The organism is Paenibacillus sp. V4I3, from assembly GCF_030817215.1.
Taxonomy (GTDB): Bacteria; Bacillota; Bacilli; order Paenibacillales; family NBRC-103111; genus Paenibacillus_E.
In genome coordinates this window covers 2121278-2139272 of the sequence record NZ_JAUSZA010000001.1, presented here as the reverse complement: position 1 = coordinate 2139272, position 17995 = coordinate 2121278, and the positions used below count along the sequence as shown (strand labels likewise).

Sequence of the window (17995 nt, the reverse complement as noted above, 5' to 3'; positions counted from 1 at the left end):
AGACTATGCAGCATGTGCTTGAAATCAGATCGTTAAAGTCCTGTTTTCAACGTTTTTCATTTTATTGTGTACCAAAAGTTCACCATTTAGACGAACTAGCCGTCCCCCATGTGATACGGGGTTTATTATAATTCACCTGAGCTCTCCCTGACAACTTTTGCTCATCTGCCCCTGTTAACGGATCATACGGGTTGCATAAATGTGGGACTGATTGGCAGATGTCCTAAAGACTACTTCTTCATAGCTGGTCAACAATTGGTTAAATATGTGATCCCAAGATTGACGCAGGGCAAACTCCCTACCCGCAATGGCAAGTCTGTGACGAGTCTCCTGTGATTCATACAATCTTACGAGGGCTTGTGTGAAAGCAGCTACGTCGCCAGACGGGCAGAGTAAACCCGTCACTTCATGCTCAATAGTATCTTGTACCCCGCCGGCAGCAGCTCCAATCACCGTTGTCCCAGAAGCCATTGACTCTAGAACAACATTGCCGAACGTCTCTGTAGCCGAAGGAAAAAGAAACACATCTGCGGCCGCATAGAGCTCAGCTAGCTGTGTCCCTTGAACGAAACCGGTAAAAGTAACTCCCGATGCCCCTCCATAACATTCGCGTAACACTCCGGCAGACGGTCCGTCACCAGCAATAATTAGACGACAATCATCTCTGATCGCAGCTGGCAGTGCAGTAAAACTGTCTAGTGCGACCTCTACACTCTTCTCAGGGGCTAAACGCCCGACATAAAGCATAACGAACTTTGCAGGATCTACGCCATATGTCCCGAGTACTGACTTTCGATCGACAATTGGCTGGAAACGTTCCGCATCGACACCGCGGCTCCAAATCTCTAGATTGCTTAACCCTTTGGCATGCAGATGCTGCAAGGTAGACTTAGAAGGCACATACACCTTCTGACAGCTTTGGTGAAACCATTGCATGTATTTCCAGAGCGTAGGCTCCACCCAAGGGATTTTATAATGACTCAAGTATTGGTCGAAGTGAGTATGGTAGGACGCAACTAATGGTATTTTGTGTTTGCGAGCATGGTGTAAGCCAAAAAGTCCCAAATTGAAAGGGGTTGCACAATGAATGATTGTAGGCTGAAAGGCATGGAGAGATTTGCGAACATTGAGAGGATTTGGGATAGCTAAGCGACATTCGGGGTACAATAAAAAGGGAATACTGTAAAAACGTTCTACACGGAACGGATCGTTGTCACCTTCTGTCATACTAGTAGGAGCAAACACTTTACAAGCCACATCTTTGGATTCCAAAAACCGCGTCCATCTGCCAAGTGTCTTGGCAACTCCATTTACATCTGGCAGGAATGTATCTGTAAATAAGGCAACTCTCAACCTCATCAGCCCCTTTTACTATTTACCTTCAATTCCCTTATTTCACATCATGCTAGCACAGGATTGTTATCGGGAGATCAGATGAACGTTAAATTGAATTTCTTAAAATTTATTACTGCGTTAATCTTCCTTTAATAAATGTTCTTTATAATAAGAGTTAAGAAAGTATCCAGCAGCGAAGGAGGCTACTACTCATGAGCAGGGTCGTACACTGGCTTCAGCATCATGAAACACGCGTATTCCACTTTGTGAATCAACGTATCCAGCACTTCTTCCTAGATCATTTCTTTAATAAAATAACACATTTAGGCGGGGCCACAGCCTCCATTGCGATATCCTTATGCTTTGCATTGTTCGGGCAAGACCCACTGCGTACTGCAGGTATCCAAGCTCTCCTTGCCTTAACCATCAGTCATATTCCAGTTGCTATTATTAAAAAGAAATACCCAAGACTTAGGCCTTACCTGGTACACCCTCAAACCATTACTTATAAAAACCCGCTGACGGATCATTCCTTTCCTTCCGGGCACACAACTGCCATCTTCTCGATCATTTTCCCTTTTGTTACAGCCGTACCTGCTCTTGGACTTATCCTCATACCGCTCGCATTAATCGTTGGTATATCACGTATCTACCTAGGGCTGCACTATCCTTCCGATTGTATCGTTGGATGTTTAATTGGAACGACGGCTTCTCTAGTGACAGTAGCTATCTGGGGGTAAACGAATGAATGTCTTGCATGTTAAAAAACGGGTTCTTATTCTTTCAGAAGGCTTCGGAGCCGGACATACGCAAGCGGCTTATGCACTTGCCGTAAACTTAGAGCAGCGTTGTTCTACAATCGAAACACGTGTTTTAGAATTAGGCTCATTCCTGCACCCGACCTTAGCACCTTGGATCATCCATGCTTACAAAAAGACACTAACCTCTCAGCCCAAGCTTTACGGCCGATTGTACCGCTCTCAATATAAAAAATCGCTCAACCGCTTGACGCAATTGGCCTTACATCGCATTTTTTATGCACAGACAGCGGCCATTATCCAGCAGTGGGCTCCTCAAGCTATTGTCTGCACACATCCTTTTCCCAGTGTTGTGGTATCTAGATTGAAAAGAGCTGGCTTAGACATCCCGCTATGCACGGTCATTACGGACTACGATGTCCATGGGACTTGGGTCAGTAGAGAAGTAAATAAATATATGGTTTCGACAGAAGACGTCAAAAATAAACTGCTGGGCCGCGGTATTACGGCAGCCCAAGTCGAAATCACAGGAATTCCAGTTCATCCAAGCTTTCGTGTTGCCCACGATAAAGCGATGATTCGACAACAATTCGAGCTGGCATCTCTGCCTACCGTACTAGTTATGGGAGGCGGCTGGGGATTAATCGGCGGCGATTCGCTCAGTGAGCACCTGATAGCATGGAGAGATCGGATCCAATTCATATTTTGCTTAGGCAATAATGAGAAAGCATTAGCAAAGCTGGCGATGGACGCCCGTTATCAGCATCCCAATATTCATTTGCTTGGTTTCACCCAAGAAATTGGCAAGCTGATGGAAGCTTCCGATTTGCTCGTTACGAAGCCTGGGGGTATGACCTGCTCGGAAGGGCTTGCGAAGTCAATTCCCATGCTGTTCTATGATCCGATACCGGGTCAGGAAGAAGAGAATGTCCACTATTTTACACAGCTTGGCTTTGGCGAGCCGATCCGATCTGCAGATACAATTGCGAACTGGTTATCGATGTTGGCTAGCCGGTATACCGATGTGGAGGCTAAGCGCGTTTCTAATTATCATAAAAAGAAGATGTACCTGCCTTCAGCCGATTGCTCAGAGGTTATTATGCAATTGCTTGGTTGATTCGAGTAAAATAGAAAAAAGCCAATTCCTACCATTATGCAGTGGGGGATTAGCTTTTTTTGTGTATAGACCTATTCTGATTTAGCTTTGTTTAACTGCTCCAGATGAGAAGCAAGCACATTTTCGCCAATTACCACTTCACAGCGATGAATGTTCATGCCTTGTCCTGCAAACTTCGTTTCGTATTCTGTCATAACATGGTCAGGATGAATCCCATCCACATGCAGATTTAAGGAAATATTTCGCATTCTCAGTCCCATATCTGCAAAAGAATTAAGCGAGAATTCGAACAATGATTGCGAATCGGTTTTCAAATGAATCTCGCCGTTCGCATTTAATATTTGCTGATATTTTTCAACAAAGCCCGGATGTGTTAAACGTCTACGAGCATGCTTTTTCTTCGGCCATGGATCACTGAAATTCAAATAAACCCGCTCTAATTCACCTTCAGCAAAAGCTTCCTCAATATGTTCGATATTGAAAAGCATTAGCTTCAAGTTCGGAATGCTTGGCGCAGACTCCGCCTCTTCATCCGTCTTGATTTCATGAGCATTCTTTGCTTTCTCGCTCGCTTTGCGAATCAACTCGTCATACATATCAACACCAATGAAATTAATGTTCGGATATTTCTTACTCATTTCACTAATGAAGCGCCCTTTGCCCATCCCAAGCTCGGCATGAATCGGGTTGTTGTTACCGAATAACTCGGCCCATTTGCCTTGATAATCCTTGGCATTTAAAACAACGAGTTCCTTTTGACGTTCTATATCTTCTCGAATTCCTTTTCTTCCCCGTAAACGCATCTACTTTTTGCCTCCTACACGTACAAGCTATCGAATACAAATCATAGACGATTCGAGAAAAAAAATCAAAGGGAATTACACTTCCAGGGCATAATAATCAATCGTATTCGATGTGGCTGGAAACAACTTTTGATCCAAAGAACGCAGTACTTTTCGTCTTGCGTCCTTCGATATGCTCGGGTCTGCAGCGAATTTCACGCCACTGCTCAAAGCGAATGCTTCTTTAATGGTCAACTCGACGGATAACGTATCGGTCGCTAGGGACATCTTAACCAACTCATTCACCTGCTTTCCTTTTTGTCTCATTAATAATAGCTTCCGTTATGATGATGGTCTTTATGAATGGCAGATCATTCTAATAAAAGAAAAAAACGTCCTCCAATTGGAAGACGCATTTATAGTATCTATTTATCTAACATCATCTCTACGTTTGTCTTTTCCTCTAAGGCCAGTTAAGCCCAACAAACCTAAAAGGCCAAGCCATCCCCAGTTCGTACGATTGCCATTTGCTGCGGTAGTCGCGTAAGTTCGATAAGATGAAGTGTCATAATTTCCAGTGTGTGTACCCGTAGTACTCATGCGATCCATCATATTGTTGCCATAACCACTGATTTGACCCATAACGCCGGTACCCGTTCCTGTCCCAGAATAGGAACCTGTACCAGTACCGCTCCCCGTATAGGTACCAGTAGTACCTGTAGTACCTGTAGTACCTGTAGTACCTATAGTACCTGTAGTACCAGTACCTACCGTAGCGTCATAATTACTTCCTGTATACCCCGATGTTGTCGTAGTTCCTGTCCCCATTGTTCCTGTAGTTCCTGTAGTTCCCATAGCCAGTGCACCAGTTGCCCCAAAGCTTAATGCCGTTGTCAAAGCTACCGCCAAAGTAATTGTACGAAACTTTTTCACTTGTTCAAATCCCCTTTCGGCATGTAATAGTTATGCAAAGTTATCATGCTCCGTATCGCTCCCTTTAAACGGGGAACTTCTTGGAAAGGCAGGGGTCGCTTTCATGCTTCAATTTCGCTACAATAGGTTGGAAAGAAAGGAGCAACCCTATGTCTACAATTACTCAGGAGTCGCCTCAATTATGGGGGGACAAACGTTTCCATACATGGAATTATGAAATGCGTGAAGCTTTCGGCGGGAAGGTTTTTAAAGTCATGCTGGATGCAGGTTTTACTTGTCCCAATCGTGATGGCAGTATCGCAACCGGCGGCTGCACGTTTTGCAGTGCGCGAGGATCGGGTGATTTTGCGGGAAGCCGCCGCGATGATCTGGTTACCCAGTTTAATAAGATTCGTGATCTCCAGCATCAGAAATGGCCGGAAGCCCAATACATCGGCTACTTTCAGGCTTATACGAATACGTATGCACCAGTTGAGGAGCTGCGGGAATATTATGAAGTTATTTTAAAGCAGCCAGGCGTTGTAGGTTTATCCATTGCGACCAGACCGGATTGTTTACCAGATGATGTGATCGAATACTTGGCGGAGTTGAATGAACGTACCTATCTATGGGTCGAAATGGGCCTTCAAACCGTCCACGAATCAACCTCTGAACTCATTAATCGTGCTCACGACACACAATGCTATGTAGATGCGGTTGCCAAGCTTCGAAAGCATAATATCCGCACCTGTGCACACATTATTTATGGATTACCTGGGGAGACCCACGAAATGATGCTGGACACCGGACGAGCAGTCGCTCAAATGGATGTTCAGGGCATTAAAATCCATTTACTTCATTTAATGCGTAAAACACCTATGGTGAAACAATACGAAGCTGGCTTGCTTCAATTCCTGGAAAAAGACGAATATGTGAAGCTTATCGTAGATACACTCGAATTTCTGCCACCGGAAATGATTGTTCATCGCCTTACAGGAGATGCTCCCCGCGATCTGCTAATTGGCCCGATGTGGAGCCTCAAAAAGTGGGAAGTGCTGAATGCCTTTGATAGCCTTTTGAAGGAAAGAAATACTTGGCAGGGTAAACTTTGGAAGGGTAAAACTGACGAAGGAAAAGTTTAAAGAAAAGATAATTATAAAACCAAAATAGATTATTATCCGTTTCCTTTATATAGGTAGAACGACTAAAGGGGATGGATGATCATGATGATGAAACGGGCTCAAGCAGCCATTGTTGGGATGATGCTAGTTATCGCTGGATGTGGAGGGGAGCCGGCGACACCAGTAGAAGTGAGTACCGTGGCGCCGTCAACGTCACCAACGGTGGTAGTAAGTCCGTCGCCGGTTGCTGCAGCGACGGCAACACCGGCAGCCGCTACGCTGCAGCAACCGGCAAGCAGCACTCCGCAGCCGAGCGCAGCGGCGACAGCGAAGCCGACTGCTGCAGCGGCGACGCCAGCAGTGAAAGAGGCGGCTACGGCGAAGCCGGCGCCGATTGCAACGCCTGCGCCTGCCAGCGCGGCGCCATCCCCATCCGCTAAGCCTGCGGATGGCGGCACCAGCACCGCAGCGCAGGCGCAGGTGCTGTATAAGGACAACTGCATGTCCTGCCACGGGGCAGGGCTTGCAGGCGACTTCGGGCCGAACCTGACGAAGGTCGGTTCGCACAAAACCAAGGATGAGATCATTGCGCAGATCATGGGAGGTAAAGGCGATATGCCACCTTTCAAAAGCGCACTGAAATCCGAAGAAATCGAAGTGCTAGCCGCATGGCTAGCAGACAAAAAATGATCGTATAAGCAGCATGGAGGGCTTTCATCGCATGGGTTTTGTTTCGGTACTAAGTTTTGCTCATCAACTTATTAATCAGCGGGCTCAGCCGGGCGATACTGTCGTCGACGCGACCCTTGGAAACGGTGTGGATGCCTTGTTCTTAGCGAAGCTGGTAGGCACCCGCGGCAGCGTTTACGGCTTCGATATCCAGCAGCAAGCACTGGATCAAACAAAGATGCGTCTGGAGAAAGAACTTCCAGACGCATCTTCTTGTGTGCACATGAGCCTATGCAGCCATGCGCTCATGGAGGCGGCTGTGCCGCAGGACCGCCACGGCAAGGTCGCCGCGGTCACATTCAATCTCGGCTACCTGCCCGGCGCCGATCCGGCAACCATTACGAAGCAGGAATCCACGATTCCTGCTCTCGATGCCGCCCTCCGCCTGCTCCGCAAAGGCGGTATTGTGACCATCGTGCTCTACAGCGGACACGATGGAGGCTCGGAAGAAGCTGCGGCCGTCGAAAACTGGGCCCAGCGCCTTCCGCTCGCAGCCTTTCAGGTGCTGCGATACCAATTCATGAATACCAGCCCGAATGCTCCCTATCTCTTAGCTCTAGAAAAAAGGTAGACGCATGATATAATGCTAGAGAGTGCATTAGCATTCTTTTGTAGGAGAAATTAGAGAAGAAAGTAGGGATAGTTAGTGAAATCATACCCGCTTCAATTTCAACCTGAAATGAAAGAACGTGTCTGGGGAGGAAGAGCCCTAGAAAAGTTTGGTTTTCAGCTTCCAGAAGGCGCTATTGGCGAAGGCTGGATGATTGGCGATCACCCGAATGGAACGACGAAGGTTATTAATGGCGAATTAGCAGGCCTTGGTCTAGACGAAATTCGCGAGAAATACGGCAAAACGTTGTTCGGCACGAAAGGATTTTCCGAGAAAAACGGCCGTTTCCCACTACTCATCAAGTTATTGGATTGCGAAGACGATCTTTCCGTACAAGTACATCCGAATGATCATTACAAGAATTTGGCTTCCGGCGAGCTCGGCAAAACAGAGATGTGGTACATCCTTGATGCCAAGCCCGGCGCCAAAATTATATATGGCATGCAAGAAGGCGTTACACGTGAAAGCTTAGCTCAAGCAATTGCAGAGAACCGCATTTTGGACTGCTTACAGGAAGTGCCTGTTGAAGCCGGTGATTCCTTTTACATCCCAGCAGGAACTGTCCATGCTCTTGGCGCTGGCGTCCTAGTTGCCGAGATTCAGCAAAATTCCGATACAACCTATCGTTTGTACGATTATAATCGTCCTGGACTGGACGGTAAGCCTCGTGATCTTCATATTGAAGATTCGCTCAACGTTATCGCGTATGAAGGCTCCGGCTCCACTCGCATGAAAACAGATTTGAGTGAAGCTGGTACTTGGTTAACGCTTGCCGAATCTCCTTTCTTTACCGTGGAAAAAGGTCTTGTAGGACCGAAATGGGAGCTAAGCACTTCTCCAGAAAGCTTCGTCATCCTCGTTATTGCAGACGGTAACGGAACCCTCCAGTGGGCCGATGGCAGCATCTCCACGAAACCAGGCGACTGCTTCCTGCTTCCTGCCAATCTTGGCAGCTATGCACTAGAAGGCAGCATGACGGTTATTCGCAGCTACTTGCCTTAATTGTACGTTTTGCGATAAATCCTATTGCTTACAGGGAATGTACCTTTGGCTTTGACTTTTATTTTACTTTTACTTTGCTTTGACTTTGTTTTGACTCTGCTCTGGCTTTGTTCTGGCTTGCATTGACTTTGCTCTGACTTTGACCTTGACTTTGCTTTTAACTTTAATTTTATCCTGACTGCTTTGGATTTCTCTGGTTTGCTCTGACTTTGTTATGACTTTGCCTTATCCTTGGCCCTTACCCTTTCCCTCTCCCTCTAAGTGTTTGATCGTTGTATAAAATACAACAATTGTAGCTTAATAAGCAATTGAGAGTAGGGAGTGTTGTAAAGAGTGCAACAATTTCTCCTAAATACGTTGATTTCTTTGGAAATCAGTCGAAACTGTTGTACAAAATGCAACTTTAATACGTTTTTATCGAATTAGGATGGAACATTGTTGTATGATGTACAACTCAGTTAATCGAGACAGAGTAAATAAAATGAAGTATTCTCTCAGTAAAGTTGAGTTATAGTGAGGTTCCTCTCAGTTAAGTTGAGTTACAGTGACGTCTCTCAGCTGAGTTGAGTATCTCTCAAAAAGCAGAGTGCGATCCTCGAAATGAAAACAAGCCTCCAAAACCAATTTCATCGTGGTTTTGGAGGCTTGTTTAGTTAGGAGGAACTGTCTTTCAGGTGTTACCCACCCTTTAGAGACAGCCCCTATTCTCAGCTATTATTCTTCGGATAAGCTGCTCTCTTTTAAAATAACGTCGTGCGCTCCGCCTTCAACAAGGCTGGTTGCGGAAACGAGCGCAATTCTCGCTTTGCTCTTCAGCTCGTCCAAGCTTAATGATCCACAGTTGCACATCGTGGACTTTATTTTGCCAAGCGTCTTGTCCAAGTTCTCTTGCAGACCTCCTGCATAAGGAACGTACGAATCGACACCTTCCTCGAACAGGAGCTTGTTTTTGCCACCCGTATCATAACGCTGCCAGTTGCGGGCACGATTGGAGCCTTCTCCCCAGTATTCTTTCACGAAGTTGTTGCCAACTTTTAGCTTTCTAGTCGGGCTCTCATCGAAACGCGCGAAATATCGGCCCAGCATAACAAAGTCAGCACCCATCGCTAAAGCTAATGTAATATGGTAGTCATGTACGATACCACCATCGGAACAGATAGGAATGTAGGTACCTGTTTCTTTGAAGTATTGGTCTCTAGCTTCAACAACTTCCATGAGGGAAGAAGCTTGTCCGCGACCAATCCCCTTTTGCTCCCGAGTGATACAGATAGATCCGCCGCCGATACCGACTTTAATGAAGTCCGCTCCTGATTCCACAAGATAAAGGAACCCTTCACGGTCTACAACGTTACCTGCACCGATCTTCACATTGAAATTCTCTTTCACATACTGAACCGTTTCCCGCTGCCATTCGCTATAACCGTCCGAAGAATCGATGACCAGAATGTCTACTCCCGCTTCAACAAGCGCAGGCACTCTCTCTTTGTAATCCTTCGTATTAATTCCCGCACCAACAATATAGCTTTTGTTGCCGTCTAAAAGCTCCATCGGATTTTCTTTGTGCTCATCATAATCCTTGCGGAAAACGAGAGTGTCGAGCTTCCGATGCTCATCCACAATTGGTAAACAATTCAGCTTATGATCCCAAATTAAGTTATTTGCTTCCGATAAAGTAATTCCTGCTTTGCCATAAATCAATTTATCAAAAGGCGTCATAAAATGATGGATTTGGCGATCCAGAGGGTCGCGACTTGTCCGATAATCACGCCCCGTTACAATACCAAGCAATTTGCCATTCGCTGTACCATCGTCGGTAATGGCAACCGTAGAATGACCTGTTTCTTCTTTCAACGCCAGTACATCACTTAGCGTATGCTGAGGAGTTAAGTTGGAGCGGCTAACTACAAATCCTGCCTTGTACCCTTTTACTTTACGCACCATAAGTGCTTCTTCTTCAATCGATTGCGAGCCAAAAATAAATGAAATCCCGCCACTCCGCGCCAAAGCAATTGCCATTCCATGATCGGATACGGCCTGCATGACAGCAGATGAAAACGGGATATTGAGCGAGATCGCAGGCTCCTCGCCTTTATTGAATTTAACTAATGGTGTCTTAAGCTTCACATTCGCCGGTGTACATTCCTTCGTTGTAAGATTAGGAATCAACAAAAATTCACTAAACGTACGGGATGGTTCTAAGTAATACGTAGCCACTTTACGATTTCCTCCTAATATAGGGATCTTTGAGCGTAGCTCAAAGTCTCTCATTTATTTTTGATCCATAGGTAAATTTTTTCAATCTTATCACTGAACCTTACCTGTGGTCAATGGATTTTTCAGGGAAATCCTTCGATGGGATGTAAAAAGGTTCATGAAGCTATATCGTCCAAACCTGCGGATCAGAATTTCCGTTCATACATTCGATATAGGAAGGCGGAATCTTGATTAAACCATATTATCCGGGCTAAGCTAAAAAGCCCCACTCCCTATTCGTACGGGGAGCGAGGCTTCGATTATACGGCTGCCACTTGCTGCAGAGGCATGGTGTAATAGCTGGCCGGCTGCTGCGCGTCCGGCGGGAAGTGAACAACAAGCAGCTCTTTGCTGCTTTCGTCGATCTCTCCGCTCTGCAGATACGTCTGCAAAGTGAAGGGTAGCACCTCAAGCATCGCGTGCTTGTGGAGATCTTTTTCATTGATACGGAGGCTCTGGAAGTCGCCGCTGACGAGCTCAGGCTGCTCAGCCAGCAGCCTTAGGTGTGCGTTCTGCTCGGACTTCTCCAAGGTGAAGTCCCACCAGATTTTGCGCGGCTTATATTTATGACCCAGGAAATAATCCAGCTTCATCAAGCCTTCAATGACGTGCATGTTTATCGTTTCACGATGCATCAGGAAGTCGCGCAAACGGGTAAACAGATCCTCGAGCTGATGCCCAATCTTCTGCCAACCGCGGCCTTCCCAGAAGTCGCCGAACTCTTGAAAAAAATCAAACGCAGAAGCGAATTCTTTGGCGATTAAATATTTGACCGTATGATCCATGCGGTGCGCGTTCCAATATTTCTCCAGAACATCCTCCACCCGTTTGATGCGAATCAAATCAGTGAACGGCAGAATGTCATTGCCGAGAATCTCATATGGCGCGTGGTCCATGTAGACGTAGCCGTATTTATGCGCGTCATTGCGCATACCCGTGCCGCGCAGCATTTTCAGGAATCCAAGCTGCAATTCTTCCGGACCTAGTTCAAAGACATCGTTAAACGTTTTGCGGAACGAATTATAATCCTCTTCCGGCAAGCCGGCGATAAGATCGAGATGCTGATCGATTTTCAGACTATTTTTCACCTTAGATACCGTACGGCTCAGCTTGAAAAAATTCTGCCTGCGCTGCACCAAATCATTGGTCGTGTCATTCGTAGATTGAACCCCGATCTCGAAGCGGAATGTACCCGGAGGGGCATTCTCTGCTAGGTAATCTAGTACTTCTGGACGCATGATGTCCGCAGTAATCTCAAACTGGAACACGGTGCCGCGATGATTGGCAATGAGGAACTCAAAGATTTCCATAGCATAATCACGCTTAATATTAAACGTCCGATCCACGAACTTGATTAGCTTTGCGCCGGAGTCAATTAAGTACAGCAGGTCTGACTTGGTGCGTTCCATATCAAAATACCGCACACCGACCTCAATACTCGACAAGCAGAATTGGCAAGAGAAAGGGCAGCCACGGCTCGTCTCGAAATACACAACACGATTAGCCAGACTTGGCACATCTTCTGCAAAACGATGCGGAGACGGGATATCGTCCAGCTTCAGCTTAGGTCTGCCCGGCATCAGTACGATTTCCTCGCCTTTGCGATAAGCCAGTCCATAAACAAAATGATATTTGCGAGTCGTTGAAATTTCCGTCAGCAGTTGGTGGAAGGTCTCTTCCCCTTCGCCCATCACAATGAAATCGACCTCAGGAATGCGATTCATCCAGTACTCGGTATCATAGGAGACTTCGGGGCCGCCAAGCATGATCAGGAGATCTGGCCGAATCTTTTTGATCATTTTAATAATCGTAATCGTTTCTTCAATGTTCCAAATATAACAAGAAAAACCCAATACATCCGGGGCCTTTTGGTAAATGTCCGAAACGACGTTCATGACTGGGTCTTTGATCGTATATTCTGTAATTTCAACGTCAAAATCCTTCTCGCAGAACGCTTTCAGATAGCGTAAGGCCAAGGATGTATGAATGAATTTGGCATTAAGTGTGGATACAAGTACTTTCATTATCAAAAAACCTCGTTCTGTTCTCGTTTTTCGTACAATCTAATTCTACACGAAAACCGAGGAAATACAAAGGTAAGCCCTCCCAAGAAGACTAAAGAACCATATCATCATCCAACTGAGGATTCTCATAAGGAAACTGCAAATAGGAGGCTTCCTGAATCGCATTTTTCCAGCGTTCGGCATGGGAATACAGCTGATCTTCGACTTCTTGCATTCTTTGTTGCAATTCTCCAGTACTTTCAGCTGCTCCATTTTGCAAAGCCTTTTGCAGGGTGGTGCGCTCTTCAAACCATTGCGTTAACTGATATAAAAGCATAAGGAATTCCCACCTTTTCTCACATGTAGTCTTGCAGCATGTAAGTAGAAGTGTTCCCTTATTTGGAGGTGGGCATACAGTTGTTAGCATTTAAGCGCCTTTTCCGCCCCTATTCGGCGGGGAGGCTACTCTGCTTTCGCTGAGAAGGCCTTTTGCTACTTCAACACCGCTCCGCCTTGAACGAGAACAGATTGCAGCTCCGCAATATCAATTTTCGCAGGTTGCATACCATGCTTAACAGCAAGTCCTGCTGCTGAACCGGCTGCTTGCCCTGTTGCCATACAGCTTGGAGTGAGACGTGTTGTTGCTAGTGCTTCATGCGTCGTTGAGATACAGCGCCCTGCGGTCAGCAGGTTCTCGATTTTTTGCGGCAGCAGGCAGCGGTATGGGATGTCGTATGCTCCGTCACCTTCGACCCAAGCAGCAGTCACACCTTTGCCGGATGGGTCGTGAATGTCGATCGGATAGCCGCTGCGTGCGATAACATCTTCAAAATGGCGTCCTTGCACGACATCGTCAACCTGTAGAGCATACTGACCATCAATTCGGCGCGTCTCACGAATACCGATTTGAGCGCCTACGGATGAAATCGAGGCTTTTTCGAAGCCAGGCAGGTTGTTCTTCATGAACTCTGCTACCATCAATACCTGCTTACGACCCAGTTCTTCAGCTTCTGTCAAATCCTCAACATTAGTCCCGTCGAGCCCTTGTACACGCGTAGTGTTGACCAGTACTTCGTCGGCTTCAGGACCTGTGAAGAAGAGCACCTGATCTCGATTAATCGGCAGGTTCGCTTCCTTCCAGTGCTTGTAATAACCCAAAACACCAGATAAAGGCAGATTAGCAAGCTCATCAATCGGTGTCTTTTTATAAAATTCATCTGGATGGTCGATCATGTACTGTTTGACGACTGCCAAATCCACACCGCGCATCCGAAATTTCATCGTCATCGGTTGAGTGAGTTTATCACCGTCACGCCCTTGTAAACAAGGTGCTCCTGATAAATAAGCAAGATCCGCATCTCCTGTTGTATCGATAAATACTTTGCCCTTCACATCAATTCTACCCGACTTGGACGTTAATTGTACGGACTGGATACGGTTGTCGACGGTCTCTACATGATCAACAAAGCTATGGAATAGAAGCTTAACACCCGCTTCTTTCAACATATCAACAGCAAGCACTTTATAAATCTCAGCGTGATATGGGGTAATTGTATTAACAAAGCCCACCGTGTCCCGAAGATGGCCGGGGGATGCATTCATTGCTATGAGGCGGTCGATTATCTCTTGCGCAAGTCCTTTTATGACTTGCTTGCCATCTGTTGTATGAAATGTCATCCATGGATAAACAAGCGCAGCGGTTGACATCCCGCCAATAAAGCCGTATTTCTCTATCAATACCGTCTTAGCCCCGCTCCGTCCTGCCGCAATGGCTGCGTTGACACCGGCTGGACCTCCGCCTACAACGACGATATCTGCTTCTATTATTTTGTTCATCTGTATTCGCTCCCTTTGTTTATGTTCTTCTGAATTCCTTGCTTCCCCCTTAGTGTAGTTTAAATTTAACCTTCTTTTAAGTTTAAATTTAGTTTAAAATTGCAGATACAAAGTAAATGAAATGAGGAATTCACCGACCTATGCGCAAACGAATTACGCTTCATGTTTTGGCCGCTGAGCTCGGTCTTACGATACAAACGGTGTCTAAAGCGCTGCGTGGACTCCCCGGAATGTCCGAACAGACAAGAAGTGAAGTGTTCCGGCTTGCACGCGAGCTTGGCTATATGACCAAAGATCAGAAACAAACGCTGCAGTTGGATCATATCTCACCCTATCCTGTTGTAAAGCGACGGTTTGTGCTGGTCCAAAATAAACAGTCTTTAAACTTCAATCGACTATTGCTGCAAGGACTGCACGAAAGATTCATGGAATTCGGCCACACAGTACAGCCTCTCCTCATTCCTCCACACCTAAGGCCATCGCAATTTGAAGCATGGGCTGAGGAGCAAGAGCTGATGTATGCGGAAGGTGTGTTCATTGCGCCGCGGATGAATTTGGACCTTCTGGAGCTGAAATTGTTGGAGCTTCCGCTCCCTCGCATTCTGCTGAACTTCCCACCGCCGGAGACCAAGGTGGATAGTGTGATTTGGGATGTATACGAGGCTGTTTTTCAAGCTGTTCGAAGACTTGTGCGAATGGGGCATCGGAAGATAATGTATGTAGGAGATGCCCTGGATCAACGTGGCTTCGTTATCCGGTGGCAGGCCTTTCGCGAGGCGATGAAAGAAGCCGGGTTTGCGGCGGATCCGCAAGAACACGCAACGGAACGAGACGGCACAGATCGGTGGCTGCAGAATTTCGGAGTGCTCTATAGGACGCACAAGCCTACTGCCGTTATTTGCGGTATCGATGAGGAAGCTGCGCCTATATATCACACGCTGCGCCGTTTAGGGGTTGCTGTTCCACAGCAATGCTCGTTAGTCGCACTGCTCAATGAACAAAGTGACATGCTTCCACTGTGCTCGCGTCCGCAGCTGCCGATTCGAGAAACCGGCTATCGCGCAGCAGATCGGATGCTTTGGCGAATTGCGAATCCGCATTTACCCTTTGAACATGTGCGGTTACAGGGAGAATTTTTCGCGGGGAGCACGATTCAGAAACTGGCGGGACAGGTGTAGCGGATTAGTAATTTCCCTTGGGATGTACCTTGAACATCGCGCGCTATATAGGATCTTCCCTCACAGCGTTTCATTTGCTTTTGCGAACGTGGTATATTGTAAGGTGAATGATCTGACCGGAAGGTAAGCGATCGTAATAGGAGGTCTTTTTTATGCAAAAGAAGCAAGGTAAGTTTCAAAGTCCAAATAAAAACCAGAACCAGACTCCCAAATTCAAGCAAAATAAGAGTCAGAGCCAAAATCCTACTCCAACTAAAGGAAACCAAGAGATGAGCACTCGCCAGTACACCGTCAAGGAGTCCTCTGAGCTTCTTCCTTTTTTAATAGAAAAGCTTTCGAGTTTGGGCCGGAATTCGGTAAAAGCCATACTTGCCCGTGGACAAGTCGCAGTGAATGGCAAAGCCGTAACAGCTTACAACTATCCATTGCAGCCAGAGCAAACGGTCACCATTAACAAAGATAAAATCGTCGAAGATATTCCGCTCGCTGGCATGACGATTTTGCACGAAGATGAAGATGTGATTGTCATTCAAAAGGATGCCGGGCTATTATCTATCGCCACAAATACGAAAGAAAATGAGATTACAGCCTATCGTCAGCTAACGGCACATGTTCGAAACCACGATCCGAAGGCTCGGATTTTCGTTGTACATAGACTGGATCGAGATACATCCGGCGTGATGATGTTTGCCAAAAACGAGGAGGCTCAACAGCACCTACAGAACACTTGGCAGGAGAGTGTCAAAGAGCGCACTTATGTTGCCTTGGTTGAAGGCATGGTGAAAAAGCCCGAAGGGACCATTTCCTCATGGCTCAAAGAGCATACGAAGTCGCTTAAAATGTTTTCGACTCCGTATCCGAATGATGGACAGCACGCAGTTACTCATTATAAAACGCTGCAATCTAACAAGAGCTTTTCGCTGTTAGAGGTTAATCTCGAAACCGGCCGCAAAAATCAAATCCGCGTTCATATGCAGGACATCGGCCACCCCGTTGTTGGCGATAAGAAATACGGTTCAAAAACGAAGGAAATCGGCCGTCTTGGACTTCATGCTCGTGTGCTTGCATTTTTGCATCCGACAACGGGTCAGCTATTGCGATTTGAGACGCATATTCCGAAGTTGTTTTTGAATCCATTTAAAGAGTTACCTGCGAAGAAATAATTGGCTTGGGGAGCGATAAGAGATGCAAATCGTTGTACTTGATGGCTACACACTAAATCCCGGCGATCTGGACTGGAGCGGATTAGATTCACTCGGCAATCTTGTTGTCTACGATCGAACTGCTGAGTCGCAAATCGTTGAGCGCGCTGCTGATGCGGAGATTGTGTTGACGAATAAGACGCCGCTTTCCGCTGAAATACTTCATAAGCTGCCCAAGCTTCGCTATATTGGCGTACTTTCGACCGGATTCAATATCGTTGATATTCAAGCTGCCAAGGCTAGTGGCATCATTGTCGCTAACGTTCCTGCTTACAGCACGCATTCTGTTGCTCAATTGGTCTTTGCTTTGTTATTGGAGTTTTGCCATCGGGTGCAGCAGCATAGTGACAGCGTGCTTAGTGGGGATTGGTCTGGGTCGATTGATTTCAGCTACAGCCGATCTCCGCTTGTGGAGTTAAGTGGTCAAACCATGGGACTGATTGGCTTAGGGCAAATCGGCAAACAAACCGCGGTGATAGCACAGGCGATGGGGATGAAGGTTATCGCGACTGGCAGCGGAAGAAATATCCCTCAACTTGTTGAGGGTATCGAGTGGGTACAGCTCGACGAGCTGCTGCAGCGCTCTGATGTTATTAGTCTCCACTGTCCGTTGACACCGGCAACGAATCAACTGATTGATGCTAAAAAGATAGCTCAGATGAAACCGACGGCTATTTTAATTAATACAGCACGAGGCGGTCTTCTCAACGAGGAGGATGTCGCTCATGCTTTGAACGAAGGCAGACTAGCAGGAGCTGGGCTCGATGTGCTGACAGTAGAACCGCCACGGCCTGACAATCCCTTGCTGCATGCGAGAAATGTGATCATTACCCCGCATATCGCGTGGGCTACAAAAGAAGCACGAGCTAGACTGATGGGTACGGCGATCGGTAATGTATGTGCTTATCTAGATGGGCGTCCGGTAAATGTGATTGGGTAGTGAGTGAGTGACTTCTGGGAATCGTTCCGTGTATCCCTGTTGTGCTGTGAATTTAGTGATGTTTTACAGCGCTAACCGAGCACATTCCCTCCTCGTACACACTTTAACGACGAAAAGCATCACTACAGCGAGCAGATTAGACCATTTCACTTGGGTACGGAAGTTTTAAGCATGTTTTATATCGCTAACGAAGCTCATTTTCCTATTCATGCACACT

Annotated in this window: 17 protein-coding genes; 9 read left to right on the top strand and 8 right to left on the bottom strand. The window is 46.5% G+C overall.

The features are described 5' to 3' along the window. Positions 1-174 precede the first annotated feature (174 nt). Positions 175-1359 carry a glycosyltransferase family 4 protein gene (locus QFZ77_RS10000; protein WP_373462581.1) on the bottom strand — a complete coding sequence of 395 codons (1185 nt, stop codon included), beginning with the start codon at positions 1357-1359 and terminating at the stop codon, positions 175-177. A 188-nt stretch (positions 1360-1547) separates the two neighbouring features. Here QFZ77_RS10000 and QFZ77_RS09995 point away from each other — a divergent pair, with 188 nt between their 5' ends. Together QFZ77_RS09995 and QFZ77_RS09990 are read left to right on the top strand one after the other, a co-directional pair. Next, positions 1548-2075: a phosphatase PAP2 family protein gene (locus QFZ77_RS09995; protein WP_307438990.1), complete on the top strand. Its 528-nt coding sequence runs from the start codon at positions 1548-1550 to the stop codon at positions 2073-2075. Positions 2076-2079: 4 nt separating this feature from the next. Next, positions 2080-3210 (top strand): MGDG synthase family glycosyltransferase, encoded by a 1131-nt coding sequence (locus QFZ77_RS09990; RefSeq protein ID WP_307438988.1) that lies wholly within the window; start codon positions 2080-2082, stop codon positions 3208-3210. Positions 3211-3281: 71 nt separating this feature from the next. Here QFZ77_RS09990 and trmB read toward each other — a convergent pair whose 3' ends face one another. The 3 genes from trmB to QFZ77_RS09975 form a co-directional block, all read right to left on the bottom strand. Continuing rightward, complete coding sequence (trmB, locus tag QFZ77_RS09985) at positions 3282-4013, bottom strand: tRNA (guanosine(46)-N7)-methyltransferase TrmB (protein WP_307438986.1); 732 nt, start codon at positions 4011-4013, stop codon at positions 3282-3284. A 75-nt stretch (positions 4014-4088) separates the two neighbouring features. Continuing rightward, entirely contained in the window at positions 4089-4319 is a 231-nt protein-coding gene (locus tag QFZ77_RS09980) for a hypothetical protein (RefSeq protein ID WP_307438985.1), read from the bottom strand. A gap of 102 nt (positions 4320-4421) precedes the next feature. Continuing rightward, positions 4422-4925, bottom strand: coding sequence for a WGxxGxxG-CTERM domain-containing protein (locus QFZ77_RS09975; RefSeq protein WP_307438983.1), 504 nt, complete (start codon positions 4923-4925; stop codon positions 4422-4424). Positions 4926-5074: 149 nt separating this feature from the next. Here QFZ77_RS09975 and mnmL point away from each other — a divergent pair, with 149 nt between their 5' ends. The 4 genes from mnmL (at position 5075) to QFZ77_RS09955 (ending at position 8366) form a co-directional block, all read left to right on the top strand. After that, complete coding sequence (gene mnmL, locus QFZ77_RS09970; RefSeq protein ID WP_307438981.1) at positions 5075-6046, top strand: tRNA modification radical SAM protein MnmL/YtqA; 972 nt, start codon at positions 5075-5077, stop codon at positions 6044-6046. Between the two features lie 81 nt (positions 6047-6127). After that, on the top strand, positions 6128-6715 hold the full coding sequence (locus QFZ77_RS09965) for a c-type cytochrome (protein ID WP_307438979.1): 588 nt from the start codon (positions 6128-6130) through the stop codon (positions 6713-6715). Positions 6716-6746: 31 nt separating this feature from the next. After that, positions 6747-7325 (top strand): tRNA 5-(aminomethyl)-2-thiouridylate-methyltransferase MnmM, encoded by a 579-nt coding sequence (gene mnmM / locus QFZ77_RS09960; RefSeq protein ID WP_307438977.1) that lies wholly within the window; start codon positions 6747-6749, stop codon positions 7323-7325. Positions 7326-7400: 75 nt separating this feature from the next. Further along, entirely contained in the window at positions 7401-8366 is a 966-nt protein-coding gene (locus QFZ77_RS09955; RefSeq protein ID WP_307438976.1) for a type I phosphomannose isomerase catalytic subunit, read from the top strand. Between the two features lie 714 nt (positions 8367-9080). On the opposite strand, the gene QFZ77_RS09950 is transcribed toward QFZ77_RS09955, so the two are convergent. The 4 genes from QFZ77_RS09950 to QFZ77_RS09935 all read right to left on the bottom strand — a co-directional run bounded on the left by QFZ77_RS09950 (position 9081) and on the right by QFZ77_RS09935 (position 14458). Further along, a complete protein-coding gene (locus QFZ77_RS09950; protein ID WP_307438974.1) occupies positions 9081-10580 on the bottom strand; it encodes an IMP dehydrogenase in 1500 nt (499 codons plus the stop codon). Positions 10581-10879: 299 nt separating this feature from the next. Next, positions 10880-12643: a B12-binding domain-containing radical SAM protein gene (locus QFZ77_RS09945; RefSeq protein WP_307438972.1), complete on the bottom strand. Its 1764-nt coding sequence runs from the start codon at positions 12641-12643 to the stop codon at positions 10880-10882. A 91-nt stretch (positions 12644-12734) separates the two neighbouring features. Further along, positions 12735-12959, bottom strand: a complete 225-nt coding sequence (locus QFZ77_RS09940; protein ID WP_307438970.1) for a hypothetical protein — start codon at positions 12957-12959, stop codon at positions 12735-12737. A 155-nt stretch (positions 12960-13114) separates the two neighbouring features. Beyond that, the gene (locus tag QFZ77_RS09935) at positions 13115-14458 is read right to left on the bottom strand and encodes an FAD-dependent oxidoreductase (RefSeq protein WP_307438968.1); all 1344 of its coding nucleotides are present in this window, start codon (positions 14456-14458) and stop codon (positions 13115-13117) included. Between the two features lie 140 nt (positions 14459-14598). Between QFZ77_RS09935 and QFZ77_RS09930 the strand changes: the two genes are divergently transcribed. From QFZ77_RS09930 to QFZ77_RS09920, 3 genes are all read left to right on the top strand, one after another. Then, entirely contained in the window at positions 14599-15636 is a 1038-nt protein-coding gene (locus QFZ77_RS09930; RefSeq protein WP_307438967.1) for a LacI family DNA-binding transcriptional regulator, read from the top strand. Between the two features lie 269 nt (positions 15637-15905). Beyond that, positions 15906-16799 (top strand): RluA family pseudouridine synthase, encoded by an 894-nt coding sequence (locus tag QFZ77_RS09925; protein WP_307449379.1) that lies wholly within the window; start codon positions 15906-15908, stop codon positions 16797-16799. A 22-nt stretch (positions 16800-16821) separates the two neighbouring features. Next, a complete protein-coding gene (locus QFZ77_RS09920; RefSeq protein ID WP_307438966.1) occupies positions 16822-17778 on the top strand; it encodes a D-2-hydroxyacid dehydrogenase in 957 nt (318 codons plus the stop codon). The last annotated feature ends 217 nt before the right edge of the window (positions 17779-17995 follow it).